The sequence below is a fragment of the Saccharothrix coeruleofusca genome (genome assembly GCF_014648515.1).
Classification (GTDB): domain Bacteria; phylum Actinomycetota; class Actinomycetes; order Mycobacteriales; family Pseudonocardiaceae; genus Actinosynnema; species Actinosynnema coeruleofuscum.
Window position 1 is genome coordinate 45,621 of record NZ_BMRG01000024.1, and the last position, 14,712, is coordinate 60,332.

At 73.6% G+C, this 14,712-nt stretch carries 11 protein-coding genes and 1 pseudogene; 4 read left to right on the forward strand and 8 right to left on the reverse strand.

Going from position 1 to position 14,712, the window contains the following annotated elements; translation table 11 throughout:
* The coding region (locus IEZ00_RS37520) for an FAD-binding oxidoreductase (protein WP_229796350.1) at positions 1-820 on the reverse strand (820 nt) is incomplete at its 3' end.
* A 137-nt stretch (positions 821-957) separates the two neighbouring features.
* Between IEZ00_RS37520 and IEZ00_RS33155 the strand changes: the two genes are divergently transcribed.
* Positions 958-2,550 carry an acyl-CoA dehydrogenase family protein gene (locus IEZ00_RS33155; RefSeq protein ID WP_189227330.1) on the forward strand — a complete coding sequence of 531 codons (1,593 nt, stop codon included), beginning with the start codon at positions 958-960 and terminating at the stop codon, positions 2,548-2,550.
* A complete protein-coding gene (locus tag IEZ00_RS33160; RefSeq protein WP_189227331.1) occupies positions 2,547-3,305 on the forward strand; it encodes a crotonase/enoyl-CoA hydratase family protein in 759 nt (252 codons plus the stop codon). Before IEZ00_RS33155 ends, IEZ00_RS33160 begins: the two co-directional genes overlap by 4 nt.
* A gap of 91 nt (positions 3,306-3,396) precedes the next feature.
* On the opposite strand, the gene IEZ00_RS33165 is transcribed toward IEZ00_RS33160, so the two are convergent.
* From IEZ00_RS33165 to IEZ00_RS33185, 5 genes are all read right to left on the reverse strand, one after another.
* Positions 3,397-3,906, reverse strand: a complete 510-nt coding sequence (locus IEZ00_RS33165) for a hypothetical protein (protein ID WP_189227332.1) — start codon at positions 3,904-3,906, stop codon at positions 3,397-3,399.
* Positions 3,907-4,029: 123 nt separating this feature from the next.
* Complete coding sequence (locus IEZ00_RS33170; RefSeq protein ID WP_189227333.1) at positions 4,030-5,181, reverse strand: acyl-CoA dehydrogenase family protein; 1,152 nt, start codon at positions 5,179-5,181, stop codon at positions 4,030-4,032.
* 3 nt (positions 5,182-5,184) lie between these two features.
* On the reverse strand, positions 5,185-7,104 hold the full coding sequence (locus IEZ00_RS33175) for an acetyl/propionyl/methylcrotonyl-CoA carboxylase subunit alpha (RefSeq protein ID WP_276530118.1): 1,920 nt from the start codon (positions 7,102-7,104) through the stop codon (positions 5,185-5,187).
* A gap of 5 nt (positions 7,105-7,109) precedes the next feature.
* The gene (locus tag IEZ00_RS33180) at positions 7,110-8,714 is read right to left on the reverse strand and encodes a carboxyl transferase domain-containing protein (RefSeq protein ID WP_189227335.1); all 1,605 of its coding nucleotides are present in this window, start codon (positions 8,712-8,714) and stop codon (positions 7,110-7,112) included.
* A 128-nt stretch (positions 8,715-8,842) separates the two neighbouring features.
* Positions 8,843-9,631 (reverse strand): SGNH/GDSL hydrolase family protein, encoded by a 789-nt coding sequence (locus tag IEZ00_RS33185; protein ID WP_189227336.1) that lies wholly within the window; start codon positions 9,629-9,631, stop codon positions 8,843-8,845.
* A 204-nt stretch (positions 9,632-9,835) separates the two neighbouring features.
* On the opposite strand from IEZ00_RS33185, the gene IEZ00_RS33190 reads away from it, so the two are divergent.
* Positions 9,836-10,438, forward strand: coding sequence for an SACE_7040 family transcriptional regulator (locus tag IEZ00_RS33190; protein ID WP_189227337.1), 603 nt, complete (start codon positions 9,836-9,838; stop codon positions 10,436-10,438).
* Between the two features lie 63 nt (positions 10,439-10,501).
* Positions 10,502-12,688, forward strand: a complete 2,187-nt coding sequence (locus IEZ00_RS33195; RefSeq protein WP_189227338.1) for a phospholipase A2 — start codon at positions 10,502-10,504, stop codon at positions 12,686-12,688.
* Between the two features lie 15 nt (positions 12,689-12,703).
* Here IEZ00_RS33195 and IEZ00_RS38250 read toward each other — a convergent pair.
* Together IEZ00_RS38250 and IEZ00_RS33200 are read right to left on the reverse strand one after the other, a co-directional pair.
* A pseudogene (locus tag IEZ00_RS38250) lies at positions 12,704-13,540 on the reverse strand (acyltransferase family protein); the annotation flags it as partial.
* Positions 13,537-14,226, reverse strand: a complete 690-nt coding sequence (locus tag IEZ00_RS33200) for an alpha/beta hydrolase (RefSeq protein WP_189227339.1) — start codon at positions 14,224-14,226, stop codon at positions 13,537-13,539. The pseudogene IEZ00_RS38250 and the gene IEZ00_RS33200, both read right to left, overlap by 4 nt.
* Between the last annotated feature and the right edge of the window lie 486 nt (positions 14,227-14,712).

The following is a 14,712-nucleotide window of genomic DNA, read 5'->3' on the forward strand; positions in this document are numbered from 1 at the left end:
CGATCCGGCGGTACACGTCCGAGCGCAGGTACCGCTTGGGCACCAGCCTGCGCACGACCGGGTGCTGCACGCCGAACGCGCGGGAGCACCAGAACCAGTCGGTGTCCCAGCGCCACAGGTAGTCGCGCGCGGTGAGGTAGTCGGTGCCGCGCCGCTGGACCGACCGGTAGTAGATCCGGTTGCCGGTGTAGTCCGAGCGCCACGGCGCGGTCGCCACCCAGTCGCCCAACGTCAGGTAGTGCTCGGTGCCGCCGAACACCGCGCCGTCCACGAAGTCGACCGGTTCGCCCTGGTAGGACCGGTTAGCGCAGATCTCCGCGATGGCCTCGGCGCACCGGTCCGCGTCGCGGAAGGGCACGTGCCGCAGCCGCACGAACGGCTTGACCGGCTCCAGCTCGATGTCCAGCCGCAGGGCGTAGCCCAGCGTGCCGTAGGAGTTCGGGAACCCGCGGAACAGCTCGTCCTCCGGGCCCACCACGACCACCTCGCCGTCGCCGGTGAGCACCTCCAGCTCGCGCACCGACTCGTGCGGCAGGCCGTTGCGGAACGAGCTGGACTCGATGCCCAGCCCGGCCACCGCGCCGCCCAGGGTGATCGTCTTGAGCTGCGGCACGACCAGCGGCATCAGCCCGTGCGGCAGGGTGGCGTCGACCAGGTCCTCGTAGGTCGTCATGCCCTGCACGCGGGCGGTCCTGGTCTCCGGGTCGACCGCGAGGACCCGGTTGAACCGGGCCACGTCCAGCCCGCCGGGGCGCTGGTCGCGGAAGCGGAACAGGTTCGAGGTCGACTTGGCCAGCCGCACCGGCTCGCCCGCCCGCATCGCCGCGTACCGGCCGCGCAGCTCGGCCACCGCCTGACTGTGATCGCCCACCCGCACGACGGTAGGCCGCCGAAGCCCGCTGAGCACCCCCGAATTCGACGGTCCGCCCGGTTACCGACCGGTAGTACCCTGGCTGAATGACCCACGCCACGCACCGGGTGACCAACCAGGCCCCGCCGCTGGAGGGCCACGACGTCGCCGAGGACCCGGCGCTGCTGGACGGGCTGCGCCGCGGCGGCGCGGGGTGGGCCGAGCCGGAGCTGCGGGAGCTGGGCGTTCTGGCGGGCACCGCGCACGTGGCCGACCTGGCCAGGCTGGCGAACTCGCACCCGCCCGTGCTGCGCACGCACGACCGGTACGGCCACCGGGTGGACGAGGTGGAGTTCCACCCGGCCTGGCACGAGCTGATGACCACCGCGGTCGGGCACGGCCTGCACGCCGCCCCGTGGCGCGACGACCGGCCGGGCGCGCACGTGGCCCGCGCGGCGAAGTTCTACGTGTGGAGCCAGGCCGAGGCGGGCCACGGCTGCCCGATCTCGATGACCTGCGCCGCGGTGCCCGCGCTGCGCAAGAGCCCGGAGCTGGCCGCGCGGTTCGAGCCGCTGCTGGCCGCGCGGGAGTACGACTTCGGCCTGCGCGCCCCGGAGGGCAAGCGCGGCCTGCTCGCGGGCATGTCGATGACCGAGAAGCAGGGCGGCTCGGACGTCCGGTCCAACACCACCACGGCGGTGCGCGCGGGCGAGCACCACCTGCTCACCGGCCACAAGTGGTTCACCAGCGCCCCGATGTCGGACCTGTTCCTGACCCTGGCCCGCACCGAGCGGGGGCTGTCCTGCTTCCTGCTGCCCAGGGTGCTGCCGGACGGCACCCGCAACGCGATCTTCCTGCAGCGGCTCAAGGACAAGCTGGGCAACAGGTCCAACGCCTCCGCCGAGCTGGAGTACGACGGCGCGGTGGGCTGGCTGGTCGGCGAGGAGGGCCGGGGCGTGCGGACCATCATCGAGATGGTCAACTCCACCCGGTTGGACTGCGTGCTGGGCACCGCGGCCGGGATGCGGTTCGGCCTGACCCAGGCCACCCACCACGCCGCGCACCGCAGCGCCTTCGGGCGCCACCTCCTCGACCAGCCCGCGATGCGCAACGTGCTGGCCGACCTGGCGGTGGAGTCCGAGGCGGCCACGACGGTGGCGCTGTGGCTGGCGGCCAACCGCGGCAGGCTGGGCCTGGCGGTGACCAAGTACTGGGTGTGCAAGCGCGGCCCCGCGCACGCCGCCGAGGCGCTGGAGTGCCTGGGCGGCAACGGCTACATCGAGGACTCGGGGATGCCCCGGCTGTTCCGCGAGTCGCCGCTGATGTCGATCTGGGAGGGCTCGGGCAACGTGGCCGCGCTGGACGCGCTGCGCGTGCTGGCCCGCGAGCCGGAGGCGGTGGCCGCGTTCTTCGCCGAGCTGGACGCCGCCCGAGGGGGCGACCGGCGGCTGGACGCGGCGGTCGCGGCGCTGCGGGACGAGCTGGCCGACGCCGAGGACCTGGAGGTGCGGGCGCGCGGGCTGGTGGAGCGGATGGCGCTGGCGCTGCAGGGCGCGCTGCTGGTGCGGTTCGGCCACCCGGCGGTGGCCGACGCCTTCTGCGCCTCCCGGCTGTCCGGCCAGGGCGGCCTGGCGTTCGGCACGCTGCCGCGCGGCGTCGACTTCGCGGCGATCGTGGAGCGCGGGCGGCCGAAGTCGTGAGCGCGGTGCGGGTGGAGCGCTCCGGTCCGGTGTGGACGGTCCTGCTGAACCGGCCCGCCGTGCGCAACGCGGTGGACGGGCCGACCGCGCACACGCTGGCCGAGGTGTTCCGCGAGTTCGACGCGGACGACTCGGCGTCGGTGGCGGTGCTGCACGGCGAGGGCGGGGTGTTCTGCTCCGGCGCGGACCTCAAGGCCATCGGCACCGAGCGCGGCAACGACCCGGCCAGCCCGTCCGGGCCGATGGGGCCGACCAGGCTGCGGCTGTCCAAGCCGGTCGTCGCGGCGGTGTCCGGGCACGCCGTGGCGGGCGGGCTGGAGCTGGCGCTGTGGTGCGACCTGCGGGTGGTCGACGAGGACGCGGTGTTCGGCGTGTTCTGCCGCCGCTGGGGCGTGCCGCTGGTCGACGGCGGCACGGTGCGGCTGCCCCGGCTGATCGGCGCGAGCCGGGCGATGGACCTGGTGCTCACCGGGCGGCCGGTGCACTCCGGCGAGGCGCTGCGGATCGGGCTGGCCAACCGGGTGGTGCCCAACGGCACCTGCCGGGCCGAGGCGGAGCGGCTGGCGCGGGAGATCGCCGCGTTCCCCCAGGTGTGCCTGCGGCAGGACCGGCTGTCCCTGCTGGAGCAGGAGGGGCTGCCGGAATCCGAGGCGCTGGCCAACGAGCTGGCCCGCGGAATGGTCTCGCTGGCCGAAGTCGAAACGGGCCTGAGCCGTTTCCGAGCGGGCGAGGGCAGGCACGGCCGCTTTTCCTGAAATTCTTTCCGCTATTTCCGGCGCGGCCCGGCGGGGCGGGACCGCGTGGGCGGCCCCGCCCCGCCGGGAAATGACTCCGGCCAGCGGCGGATCAGAACATCACGACGGTGTGGAAACCCAGGTCGGTCAGCGTCCCCGCGGAGTTGTAGGTCTGGATGAACAGACCGTTGTTCGCGGTGACCCGGCCCACCACGGTGACCTCGCCGGGCGTCGAGGCGCCGACGTTGCCCGCGATGCCGATGGTCGCCACGTACGTGCCCGCGGTGATCACCTGGTTGAAGAACACCTCGTAGGTGCCGACGCCGATGCGGCTGGCGGCGGTGGCGCCGAAGCTCTGACCAGCGGCGAGGGTGCCGTTGGAGTTCACCACGGCGGACACCGTCTGGCGGAACGCCTGCGCGCTGACCTCACCGGAGGTGACGTTGGCGTGCTTGGCCGAGTCCGCGCTCAGCGGCGGCTGCTCGAGCACGCGGGTCTCGCCCTGCGCGCCCGACCCGGTCGAGGGACCGGCGCTGGCGATCTGCGCCGTGCCGACGACCAGGAGCGCGAGAACCGCGAGCGCGGCGGCGACGCGGGATCTCGCGGAGGTGGGGATGGACATGTGGGGCTCCCTTTCAAGCGGCGGATTGTGGAGCACCACGAGTTTGACCCCGCCAAACCTAATTCGGGGGTTTAGTTATCCACAGTAGTTTCACAGATGTGCCGCGACGTGGAATGGTCCGCGTTACAGGCCCAGTTCGCGGGCGATCAGCATCCGCTGCACCTCGCTGGTGCCCTCGCCGATCTCCAGGATCTTGGCGTCGCGGTAGAACCGGCCCACCGGGTACTCGTTCATGAACCCGTACCCGCCGAAGATCTGGGCGGCCTCGCGGGCGTTGTCCACCGCGGTCTCCGAGGACACCAGCTTGGCGATGGCCGCCTCGCGCTTGAACGGCTCGCCGCGCAGCATCTTCGACGCCGCCTGGTAGTAGGCCAGGCGGGCGGTGTGCACCCGCGCCTCCATGTCCGCGATCTTGAACCGGATCGCCTGGTACTGCCCGATCGGGTGGCCGAACGCCTCGCGCTCGCGCGCGTACTTCACGCACTCGTCCACGCAGCCCTGCGCCAGACCGACCCCCAGCGCGGCGATGGCCACCCGACCCTCGTCCAGCGTCTGCAGGAACTGCGCGTAGCCGCGCCCCCGCTCGCCGACCAGGTTCGCCGCGGGCACCCGGCAGTCCTGGAACGACAGCTCGCGGGTGTCGGAGGCGTTCCAGCCGACCTTGGAGTACTTCTTCGACACGCTGAAGCCCGGCGTGCCCGAAGGCACCAGCACGGCCGAGATCTCCGGCCGCCCGTCGTCCTTGCGGCCGGTCACCGCGGCGACGGTGACCAGCGCGGTGATGTCGGTGCCGGAGTTGGTGATGAACGCCTTGGTGCCGTTGAGGACCCACTCGTCGCCGTCGAGCCTGGCGGTGGTGCGCAGCGCGCCCGCGTCCGAGCCGCCGCCGGGCTCGGTGAGGCCGAACGCGCCCAGCGCCTCGCCCGCGCACAGCTTGGGCAGCCACTGCCGCTTCTGCTCGTCCGAGCCGAACCGGAACAGCGGCATCGCGCCCAGCGAGACGCCCGCCTCCAGGGTGATCGCCACCGAGGAGTCGACCCGCGCCAGCTCCTCCAGCGCCAGGCACAGCGCGAAGTAGTCGCCGCCCATGCCGCCGAACTCCTCCGGGAACGGCAGCCCGAACAGGCCCATGCGGCCCATCTTGGCGACGATGTCGTAGGGGAACTCCTCGCGCTCGTAGAAGCCGCCGATGACCGGCGCGACCTCCTCGCGGGCGAACTCCTCGACGGTCTTGCGCAGCGCCTCGTACTCCTCGTCCAGGCGGAAGTCCAACATCGCTCACTCCTCGTGGGGCACGACGACGGCCAGGGTCTGGTCCAGCGCGACCTGTTGGCCCGCTCGGACGTTCACTTCGGCGAGCACGCCGTCCACGGGTGCGGTGACGGTGTGCTCCATCTTCATGGCCTCGACCACGAACAGCGCCTGGCCGGCGGTCACCGGCTCGCCCAGCGCCGCGCGCACCAGCAGCACGGTGCCGGGCATCGGGCTGGTCACCGGCCCGGCGGCGGCCTCGGCCCGCGCGCGGCTGGCGATGTCCCAGCGCTCGGTCTCGGCCAGCGCCCAGGACCGGCCCCCGGTGCCGAGCCACAGCACGTCGCCGTCGCGGGCCATCGCGTAGCGGCGGGTGCCCACGACGAGGTCGCCGTCGCGCAGGGCGGCCCGCAGCCGCATCGGCTCGCCGTCGCCCACGACGACCTCCTCGCCGCGCACGCGCACGTCCACGCCGTCGACGCGCCACCGCGCCCAGGCGTGCTCGCCGACCCGCCAGCCGCCGGGCTGGTCCCACGGGTCGTCGCCGCCCAGGGCGAGCTGCCGCTCCAGCGCCGCCGCCGCCAGCACCTCGTCCGGCACCCCGTGCTCCACCAGCCCGTCCAGCTTGCGCTCCACCAGGCCGGTGTCCAGCGCGCCCGCGCGGACGTCCACATCGGACAGCAGAGCGCGCAGGAACGGGATGTTCGTGGTGACGCCCAGCAGCACGGTGCGCCCGAGCGCGGCGTCCAGCCTGCGCAGCGCCTCCTCGCGGGTGGCGCCGTGCGCGATCACCTTGGCCAGCATGGGGTCGTAGTCGCTGCCGACGGTCAGCCCGACCCGCAGCGCCGAGTCCACCCGCACGTCGGTGGGCTCGCGCAGCGCCAGCACCGTGCCGCCGGTGGGCAGGAACCCGCGCGTCGGGTCCTCGGCGTAGACGCGGGCCTCCACGGCGTGGCCGGTGATGTCCACCGACGAGAACGCCAGCGGCTGCCCGGCGGCCACCCGCAGCTGCCACTCCACCAGGTCCACGCCGGTGACCAGCTCGGTCACCGGGTGCTCGACCTGGAGGCGGGTGTTCATCTCCATGAAGAAGTAGTCGCCGGTCTCGCCGTCCACGATGAACTCGACGGTGCCCGCGCCCCGGTAGCCGACGGACTTCGCCGCGTCCACGGCGGCCCGCCCCATCGCCTCGCGGGCCTGCGGGGACAGCAGCGGCGACGGCGCCTCCTCGATGATCTTCTGGTGGCGCCGCTGGAGGCTGCACTCGCGCTCGCCCAGGTGCACCGCGTTGCCGTGGGCGTCGGCGAGCACCTGGATCTCGATGTGCCTGGGGTTGCTGACGAACCGCTCGACCAGCAGGGCGTCGTCGCCGAACGAGCCGCGCGCCTCGCGCCGGGCCGACTCGATCGCCTCGCGCAGCGCGGCGGCCTCGCGCACCAGCCGCATCCCCTTGCCGCCGCCCCCGGCGGAAGGCTTGAGCAGCACCGGGAAACCGATTTCCTCAGCCGCCGCCGCCAGGTCGTCGTCGGTCATGCCGGGTTCGGTGCGCCCCGGCACCACCGGCACGCCCGCCGCGCTCGCGGTCAGCTTGGCGCGGATCTTGTCGCCCATCGCCTCGATCGCCTCGGCGGGCGGGCCGATGAACACCAGCCCGGCCTTGTCGCACGCCCGCGCGAAGTCCGCGTTCTCCGCCAGGAAGCCGTAGCCGGGGTGCACCGCCTGCGCCCCGGTGGCCAGGGCCGCCTCGACGACCCGCTCGATGGACAGGTAGCTCTCCCGCGCGGCGGCCGGGCCGATCCGCACCGCCTCGTCGGCCAGCCGCACGTGCGGCGCGTCGGCGTCGGCGTCGCTGTAGACCGCCACCGACCGGATGCCGAACGCGCGCAGGGCGCGGATCACGCGCACCGCGATCTCGCCTCGGTTGGCCACCAGAACGCTGTCGAACATCCCCATCACATCCGGAAAACGCCGTAGCTGACAGGTTCCAGGGGCGCGTTGGCGGCGACCGACAGCGCCAGCCCGAGCACCGTGCGGGTGTCCATCGGGTCGATCACCCCGTCGTCCCACAGCCGCGCGGTGGAGTAGTACGGGTTGCCCTGCTCCTCGTACTGCCGCCGGATCGGCTCCTTGAACGCCTCTTCCTCCTCGGCGGGCCACTCGTCGCCGAGCTGGTCGCGGCGCACGGTGGCCAGCACCGACGCGGCCTGCTCGCCGCCCATCACCGAGATGCGGGCGTTGGGCCACATCCACAGGAACCGGGGCGAATACGCCCGGCCGCACATCGAGTAGTTGCCCGCGCCGAACGAGCCGCCGATGACCACGGTCAGCTTGGGCACCCGCGCGCAGGCCACCGCGGTGACCATCTTCGCGCCGTGCTTGGCGATGCCGCCCGCCTCGTACTCGCGGCCCACCATGAAGCCGCTGATGTTCTGCAGGAACACCAGGGGTGTGCCGCGCTGGTCGCACAGCTGGACGAAGTGCGCGCCCTTGAGCGCGGACTCGCCGAACAGCACGCCGTTGTTGGCCACGATCCCCACCGGGTGGCCGTGGATGCGCGCGAAGCCGGTGACCAGGGTGGCCCCGTACTCCTTCTTGAACTCCTGGAACCGGCTGCCGTCGACGATGCGGGCGATCACCTCGCGCACGTCGTAGGGGGTGCGGCTGTCGGTGGGCACCACGCCGTACAGCTCGGCCGGGTCGACCGCCGGCTCGACGCTGGGCAGCACCTGCCACGGGCGCGGCGCGCGCGGCCCCAGCGTGCTCACGATCGACCGCACGACGCGCAGCGCGTGCGCGTCGTCCTCGGCCAGGTGGTCGGTGACGCCGGAGGTGCGCGCGTGCAGCTCGCCGCCGCCCAGCTCCTCGGCGGTGACCACCTCGCCGGTGGCGGCCTTCACCAGCGGCGGGCCGCCCAGGAAGATCGTGCCCTGGTCGCGCACGATCACCGCTTCGTCGCTCATCGCGGGCACGTACGCGCCGCCCGCCGTGCACGAGCCGAGCACGGCGGCGATCTGCGGGATGCCGCGGGCGGACATGGTGGCCTGGTTGAAGAAGATCCGGCCGAAGTGGTCGCGGTCGGGGAAGACCTCGTCCTGGCGGGGCAGGAACGCGCCGCCGGAGTCGACCAGGTAGACGCACGGCAGGCGGTTGTGCAGGGCGACTTCCTGCGCGCGCAGGTGCTTCTTGACCGTCATCGGGTAGTAGGTGCCGCCCTTGACCGTCGCGTCGTTGGCGACCACCACGCACTCGCGCCCGGAGATCCTCCCGACGCCGGTGATGATGCCCGCGGCGGGCGCCTCGTCGCCGTACAGGCCGCCCGCCGCCAGCGGGGACAGCTCCAGGAACGGCGAGCCGGGGTCCAGCAGCGTGTCGACCCGGTCGCGGGGCAGCAGCTTGCCGCGCGCCACGTGCCGGGCGCGGGCCTTCTCCGGGCCGCCGAGCGCGGCGCGGGCCAGCCGGTCGCGCAGGTCGGCCACCAGGGCGGCGTGCTGCTCGGCGTGCCGCCGGAACGCCTCGGAGGACTTGTCGGCGGCGCTGCGCAGGACGGGGGCGTCCATGGACTCCTCGCTGTTAGCAGTCGTTAACCACTGGCGATGCTAGCCCGCGCCGATCCACCGCGTCCACAACGAAGGCCCACAACGAAGGGCCGGGTCCGACCGGACCCGGCCCTCCCACTGGCTGGACGTCAGCTCGCGACGGCGTCCAGCTGCGGCAGGTAGCCGAGCCGCTGACCGTTGCGGTTGGGGTGGTAGGACTCCTCCACCGGCCAGCTCAGGCTGTTCAGCCACCAGTCCGACGAGCAGATCTCGTGCCCGGTGAACGCGCCGCGCACGTCGCGGTAGGTGAAGGACTTGGCCGACGCCCGGCCGGAGATGACGGTGTGCAGGGTGTCGGCGGCGGAGTTGATCGCCGAGCGCTTGGTGTTGCTCAGGCCCACCGAGCAGGAGCCGGGGACCTGGTACAGCCGGGGGTAGCCCAGCACCACGACCTGGGCGGACGGGGCGCGGGTGCGGATCTGCGCGTAGACGTTGTCCAGCAGGCCGGGCAGCGTCGTGGTGGCGTAGGTCTTGGCCTGCTCGACCCGGCTCACGCAGGCGGAGTCGGAGCTGAGGGTGCAGGTGGTGATGACGTCGCTGAAGCCCGCGTCGTTGCCGCCGATGGAGATGGTGACCAGCGAGGTGCTCGCGCTCAGCGCGCCGACCTGGTTGGCCAGCACGTCGCCGGTCCGGGCGCCGGAGCAGGCGACGAACTGGAACGACGCGGGCGCGTGCGCGGCGGCCCACAGCGCCGGGTAGGCGTAGGGGCTGCGCTTGCAACTGCCGCTGTCGCTGTAGTAGCTGCCGGTTCCCGTACCGGAGGAGTAGGAGTCACCCAGTGCGACGTAGTTCGCCGCGGCGGCCTCGGCGGGAACGGCGGTGACCAGGGCCGCGAAGGCCGCCAGCGCCGCGCTGGCGAGGATTCTGAACGAGCGCATCAATGCCTCCGGAGGGAGAGGGCAACGCAGGGTGTGATGCGGGGCACAGCAATTGTTACCAGCAGTTATGCCCACATAAAAAGAGCTGGTCAAAAGTTAATGAGTCATTTCGGAAACCCCTAAATGGTCCAGCCTGGCAGGCGCGTCCGAACGTGTGGTTAACGCACGTTTACGCAGGGTGGGCGCAACCTCTAGGATGGCGGTGTGTCATCGACCGATGGAGTGAAGCAAACCCGCCGTGACCAGATCCTGAGCGCCGCCGCCGAGCTGTTCGCGCGGCACGGCTTCCACGGGGTGGGCATCGACGACATCGGCGCCGCGGTGGGCATCTCCGGCCCCGCGCTCTACCGGCACTTCCGCAGCAAGGACGCCATGCTCGGGGAGATGCTGACCGCCATCAGCGAGCGGCTGCTCGACGGCGGCCTGCGCCGGGTGGAGGCCGCCAACGGCCCCGAGCACGCGCTGCGCGAGCTGGTCCGCTGGCACGTCGACTTCGCGCTGGACGACCCGGCGCTGATCACCGTGCAGATCCGCAACCTGGCCAACCTCACCGACGCCGACCGCCGCCGGGTGCGCGCGTTGCAGCGCCGGTACGTCGAGGTGTGGGTGGAGACCATCCGGCGGACCGTGCCGCGGGCCGACGAGCCCACCGCCCGCGCCGCCGCGCACGCGGTGTTCGGGCTGATCAACTCCACCCCGCACAGCGCCCACCTGGACCGCGAGCAGATGGCCGCGCTGCTGTCCCGGATGGCGCTGGCCGCGCTGACCACCGCGGGCGTGCTCGACCCGGCACTGGCCACCCCCTGAGCACCGGGACAGGGGGACCGACCGGTTGGCAGCGCCGAGTCCGATCCGTAACCTGAATCGCCGATGAGCGAACCGCAGGTGAACAGCATCGCGTGGTGGCCGGGACTGCGGTTGCTGTCCCGTTTACCCGCTTGGTCCCGATTCACGCTGGTCACCGTGGCCGTGTTCGTGTGCGGGGTGATCGCGTCCCGCCCGGCGGGCGCCACCGACGACCGGCCGCTGACCGGCGACGTCGCCGCGGCGGCCAGGGCGGTCGAGGCGATGGCCCACCCCCGCGCCGACCACGACCCGCGCGCGGACCTCCCGGCCGACTTCGGCGCCGTCACCCACCGCCGCCCGGAGGCGGTGCGCACCGCCGACGGCACGCTGCGCGCGGTCGACCCGAACGGCGGCTGCTCCGGACCGGCGGGCGACACCGAGTGGGACTTCGGCGCCGCCTGCCGCGCCCACGACCTCGGCTACGACCTGCTCCGCTACGCCGAGCACAAGGGCAGGCCGCTGGACCAGCAAGCGCGCCGGTCCCTGGACACCCGGCTGGCGCTGGACATGCACGCCCAGTGCGAGGCCAACCCGCGCGGCTCGCCGTCCCGCTGCCACGCCGTGGCCCAGCTGTACGCGGGCGGGCTGGCCTTCAACTCCTGGCGGCAGCGCTGGGGGCCGCCCGGCCACGAGCCGGTGCTGGCCTGGGGCTTCGGCAGCGCGGTGGTGGTGTTCCTGCTGCTGGCCCGGCTGCCGCGCAGGCGCGAGCAGCGCCCTGGACAGCCCACCCCCGGACACCTGCACCCCGCCGTGGCCGACCGGTACGCCACCTTCCTGCGGCTGGCGGGCCTGGGGCTGGTGGTGGCGGGCCAGTCGCTGCTGACCGTGCTGCACTGGGCGGGCGTGAGCGCGACCTGGCTGTGGCTGCTGACCTGGGTGCTCCAGGCCATCCCCCTGTTCTTCTTCGCGGGCGGCCACGCCAACCTGCTGGCGTGGCAGGCGGTGCGGGCCGACCGCGGCGGCTACGGCCGGTACCTGACCAGCCGCGTGCCCTGGCTGCTGCGGCCGGTGCTGGCGTTCGTGCTGGCGTGGCTGGTGCTGCCGCTGCCGCTGGAGCTGCTGGACGTGCCCCAGGAGCGGGTGGAGACCTTCGGCAGGCTCATCGCCCACCCGCTGTGGTTCCTGGGCGTGTACCTGGTCGCGGTGGCCGCGACGCCCGCGATGGCCTGGCTGCACCGCAACGCCCGGCTGGTCACCCCGCTGGCGCTGGGCGCGGTGATGATCGCCGTGGACGCCTGCCGGCTCGGCCTGCAGTGGCGCACCGGCGGCTACCTCAACCTGGTCCTGGGGGCGCTGCTGCTGCAACAGCTCGGGTTCGCCTACGCCGACGGCAGCCTGCTGCGGGTGCGGCGGCGGGTGTTCGGCGGGCTGGCCTTGGCCGCCGTCCCCGCCCTGCTGGCGCTGATCGTGCTCGGCGGCTACCCGCGCGCCATGATGGCGCTGCCCGGCGAGCGGGCGTCCAACCTCAGCCCGCCCACGGTGTGCCTGCTGGTGCTCGGCCTGGCGCAGATCTGCCTGGCGGTGCTGGCGCGCGACCGGGCGACGGCGTGGCTGGCGGGCGCCCGCCCGTGGCGCGTGGTCGACTTCGCCCGCACCGCCCCCATGACGGTCTACCTCGGCTACCTGACCGCGCTGGCCGCGGTGGTCGGCGCGCTGGGCCTGCTGGACGCGCCCACCTCGTTCGACTGGGCGCGGCTGGACTGGACCGGGTTCGACCTGGTGGCCAAGCCGCGCTGGCTGGTCCTGCTGGTGCTGCTGCTCCTGCCGCTACTGCTGGCGTTCCACCGGTTCGAGCGGGACACCCCGCTGTTCCCCTGCCGCACCAGGGAGACCCACCGGACCCGGCTGGCCGCCACCCTCGGCGTCGGCTACGGCGCCCTCGGCGTGCTCGGGTTCGTGGTCACCGGGTTCCCCGGCGACGCGGGCACCCTGGTGGTGTTCAAGGTCGACCCGCTGCAGAACCTCATCCACCTGCTGCTGGGCTGGTACCTGCTGCACGCCGCCAGGGCGGGCACCTGCCACGGCCGCCGCGCCTGGCTGCTGACCGCGCTGGCCTGCGTGCCGCCGCTGCTGGTGGTCGAGCCGACCGCCGCGATGATCGCGCTGCACGGCGCCACCATCGGCCTGGCGCTGCTGGCGGCGATACCCAACCAGGGCGAGGGCCACGCCGCCGAGCACGGGCAGCCAGGCGAGGCGCTGCAGCACCCATAGCGGGTCGTCGGGCGGGGTGTGCAGGCCGGGCAGCGGACCGACCGCCGCGCCCGCCAGCACGACGACCAGCAGGGCGCTCTGGTGCAGCAGGAAGATCGGCAGCGCGCGGTCGTTGACCCAGCGGGCCCGGAACCCCGGCCGGACCAGCACGACCAGGCCGATCTGGGCCAGCGCCAGCGCCAGCGCGGCCGGGGACGGCGGGAACAGGTTCGACTCGGCCGCCCCCGGCACGCCGACCGCGCTGACCGGGTAGCCCGCGCGCAGCAGCAGCGCGAACGCCACCGCGCCGAGCACGAGCAGCACCGCGCCCCACGCCCGCCGGTAGCCGTGCCGCGCCGCGACCACGCCGAGCTGCCACGGCGCCCACCACACCGCCGCCACGTTGAGCCAGCCGACGTCCAGCGCCACCAGCGCGACCGGCAGCGGCACACCCCACCACCCCAACCGCTCGAACAGCGGCGTGCACACCCGGAGCACCACGTAGACGCCCAGGAACCACAGCGGTGACACGACCAGGGTGGCCACGGTCAGCACGGTCTGCTGCGGCAGCCCCCTGGCGGAGAGCCCGAGCAGCACCACCGCCCACGCGCCGAGCAGCAGCGCCACCGGCCGGACCAGCCGCCGCGGCGCGAACCGACCCGCGCGGGCCGCCGCGAACCCGCCGGCGAAGAAGAACAGGCCCAGCGTCTGGAACAGCCAGCTGGCCGGAGCCAGCCCCGGCATCCAGCGCAGCGGGCTGTCCACCGCGATGCCGCCGCCGGTGAGCACCGGCGCGGTCACCAGCCAGTGCCCCAGCACCACCCCGACGACGGCGATGGCGCGCACGGCGTCGATGAACGGATCGCGCTTCACGGCCGCTCCCCCACGGCGATGCGGGCCAGCGCGCGCAGCGACGCCGTTCCCGGCCGGTAGTACTCGTCGTGCCCGCGCGCGGTGCCGGTGTCGAACACCCGCGCCCCGAACGCCGGGTCGACCGGGTCGCGGCCGTGCCCCAGGTCGCCGAAGCGCACGTTGGGCACCCACCGGGTCCAGTCGTCCTCACCCCGCGCCGCCCACACCCGCGCCGTGGTGCCCAGTTCGGCCACCGACCCCGCCCGCACGCCCGGACTGCCGGTGAACGCGATGTCGGCCACGTCGAGCCCGCGCGCGGCCAGCCCGCAGACCACCGAGCCGTAGCTGTGGCACAGCAGGTGCACCTCGCCGGGCAGGTCGCGGACGAACCGGGCCAGCGACCGCGCCCCGGCCCGCGCCAACCTGCCCGACGCCGCGTCCACCCCCACCCCGCTGGGCGTCCGGTACCCCAGCCACGCGACCACCGCGAGATCGTCCCGCCCGGCCTGCGCGTGCACCGCGCGAGCCATCTCGCCGACCGTCGCGTCGAACCGGCGTTCGTCCACATCGGACCCCGGCACCACCACCGCGACATGCCGCGCGTGCTCCAGATCCCCGTGCACCGCGACGCGCTCCACCGGTTCCGGGTCGCCCCCCGGCGTCACCGCCACCAGCAGCGCGGCCACCGCCACCACCCGCTTCACCATGGCGGCGACGCTAAGAAGGTGACGCCGCGCCGATCGTCACCCCGCGGTCCCCCTACCCCAGTCCTCCCTCGCGGGCCGAATATCCAGCAACCCGCCCGCTTCCAGCGTCACCCGCCTATGGGCGCGTTGGGCGTGTCGCTCCCGCGAGTCGAACGCTCAGACACCACGAACTCAACATTCGCGCACCCCAACCCGCACTTTCACGCCCTGACCGGCGCTTCCGTGCCCCTCGGGTAGTAGTTACCGGCCCTCCCAACCCCGCCGGGTAGTACTTGCCCGCGCACCAGGGGGCGCGCGCGAAGCGCGCGCAGCGCGGCCCCGCGAGCGCCGTCCCCGTATGACCTGGGCTCGTCCCGACCACGCGTGTCAAGGGGCCTTGAACGCACCACCAACCCCGCGCAAAAGCCTGGGCCCCTTGACGCGCGTGGTTGCCTTCGGCAGGTCATACGGGGACGGCGCGACCCGCCATCCTTGGCGACCTGCCGC

Bases quoted from the DNA above. Each gene is read 5' to 3' on its own strand.
- IEZ00_RS33155 (WP_189227330.1), top strand. From the start codon at position 958: ATGACCCACGCCACGCACCGGGTGACCAACCAGGCCCCGCCGCTGGAG.
- IEZ00_RS33165 (WP_189227332.1), bottom strand. From the start codon at position 3,906: ATGTCCATCCCCACCTCCGCGAGATCCCGCGTCGCCGCCGCGCTCGCG.
- IEZ00_RS33170 (WP_189227333.1), bottom strand. From the start codon at position 5,181: ATGTTGGACTTCCGCCTGGACGAGGAGTACGAGGCGCTGCGCAAGACC.
- IEZ00_RS33175 (WP_276530118.1), bottom strand. From the start codon at position 7,104: ATGTTCGACAGCGTTCTGGTGGCCAACCGAGGCGAGATCGCGGTGCGC.
- IEZ00_RS33180 (WP_189227335.1), bottom strand. From the start codon at position 8,714: ATGGACGCCCCCGTCCTGCGCAGCGCCGCCGACAAGTCCTCCGAGGCG.
- IEZ00_RS33185 (WP_189227336.1), bottom strand. From the start codon at position 9,631: ATGCGCTCGTTCAGAATCCTCGCCAGCGCGGCGCTGGCGGCCTTCGCG.
- IEZ00_RS33195 (WP_189227338.1), top strand. From the start codon at position 10,502: ATGAGCGAACCGCAGGTGAACAGCATCGCGTGGTGGCCGGGACTGCGG.
- IEZ00_RS33200 (WP_189227339.1), bottom strand. From the start codon at position 14,226: ATGGTGAAGCGGGTGGTGGCGGTGGCCGCGCTGCTGGTGGCGGTGACG.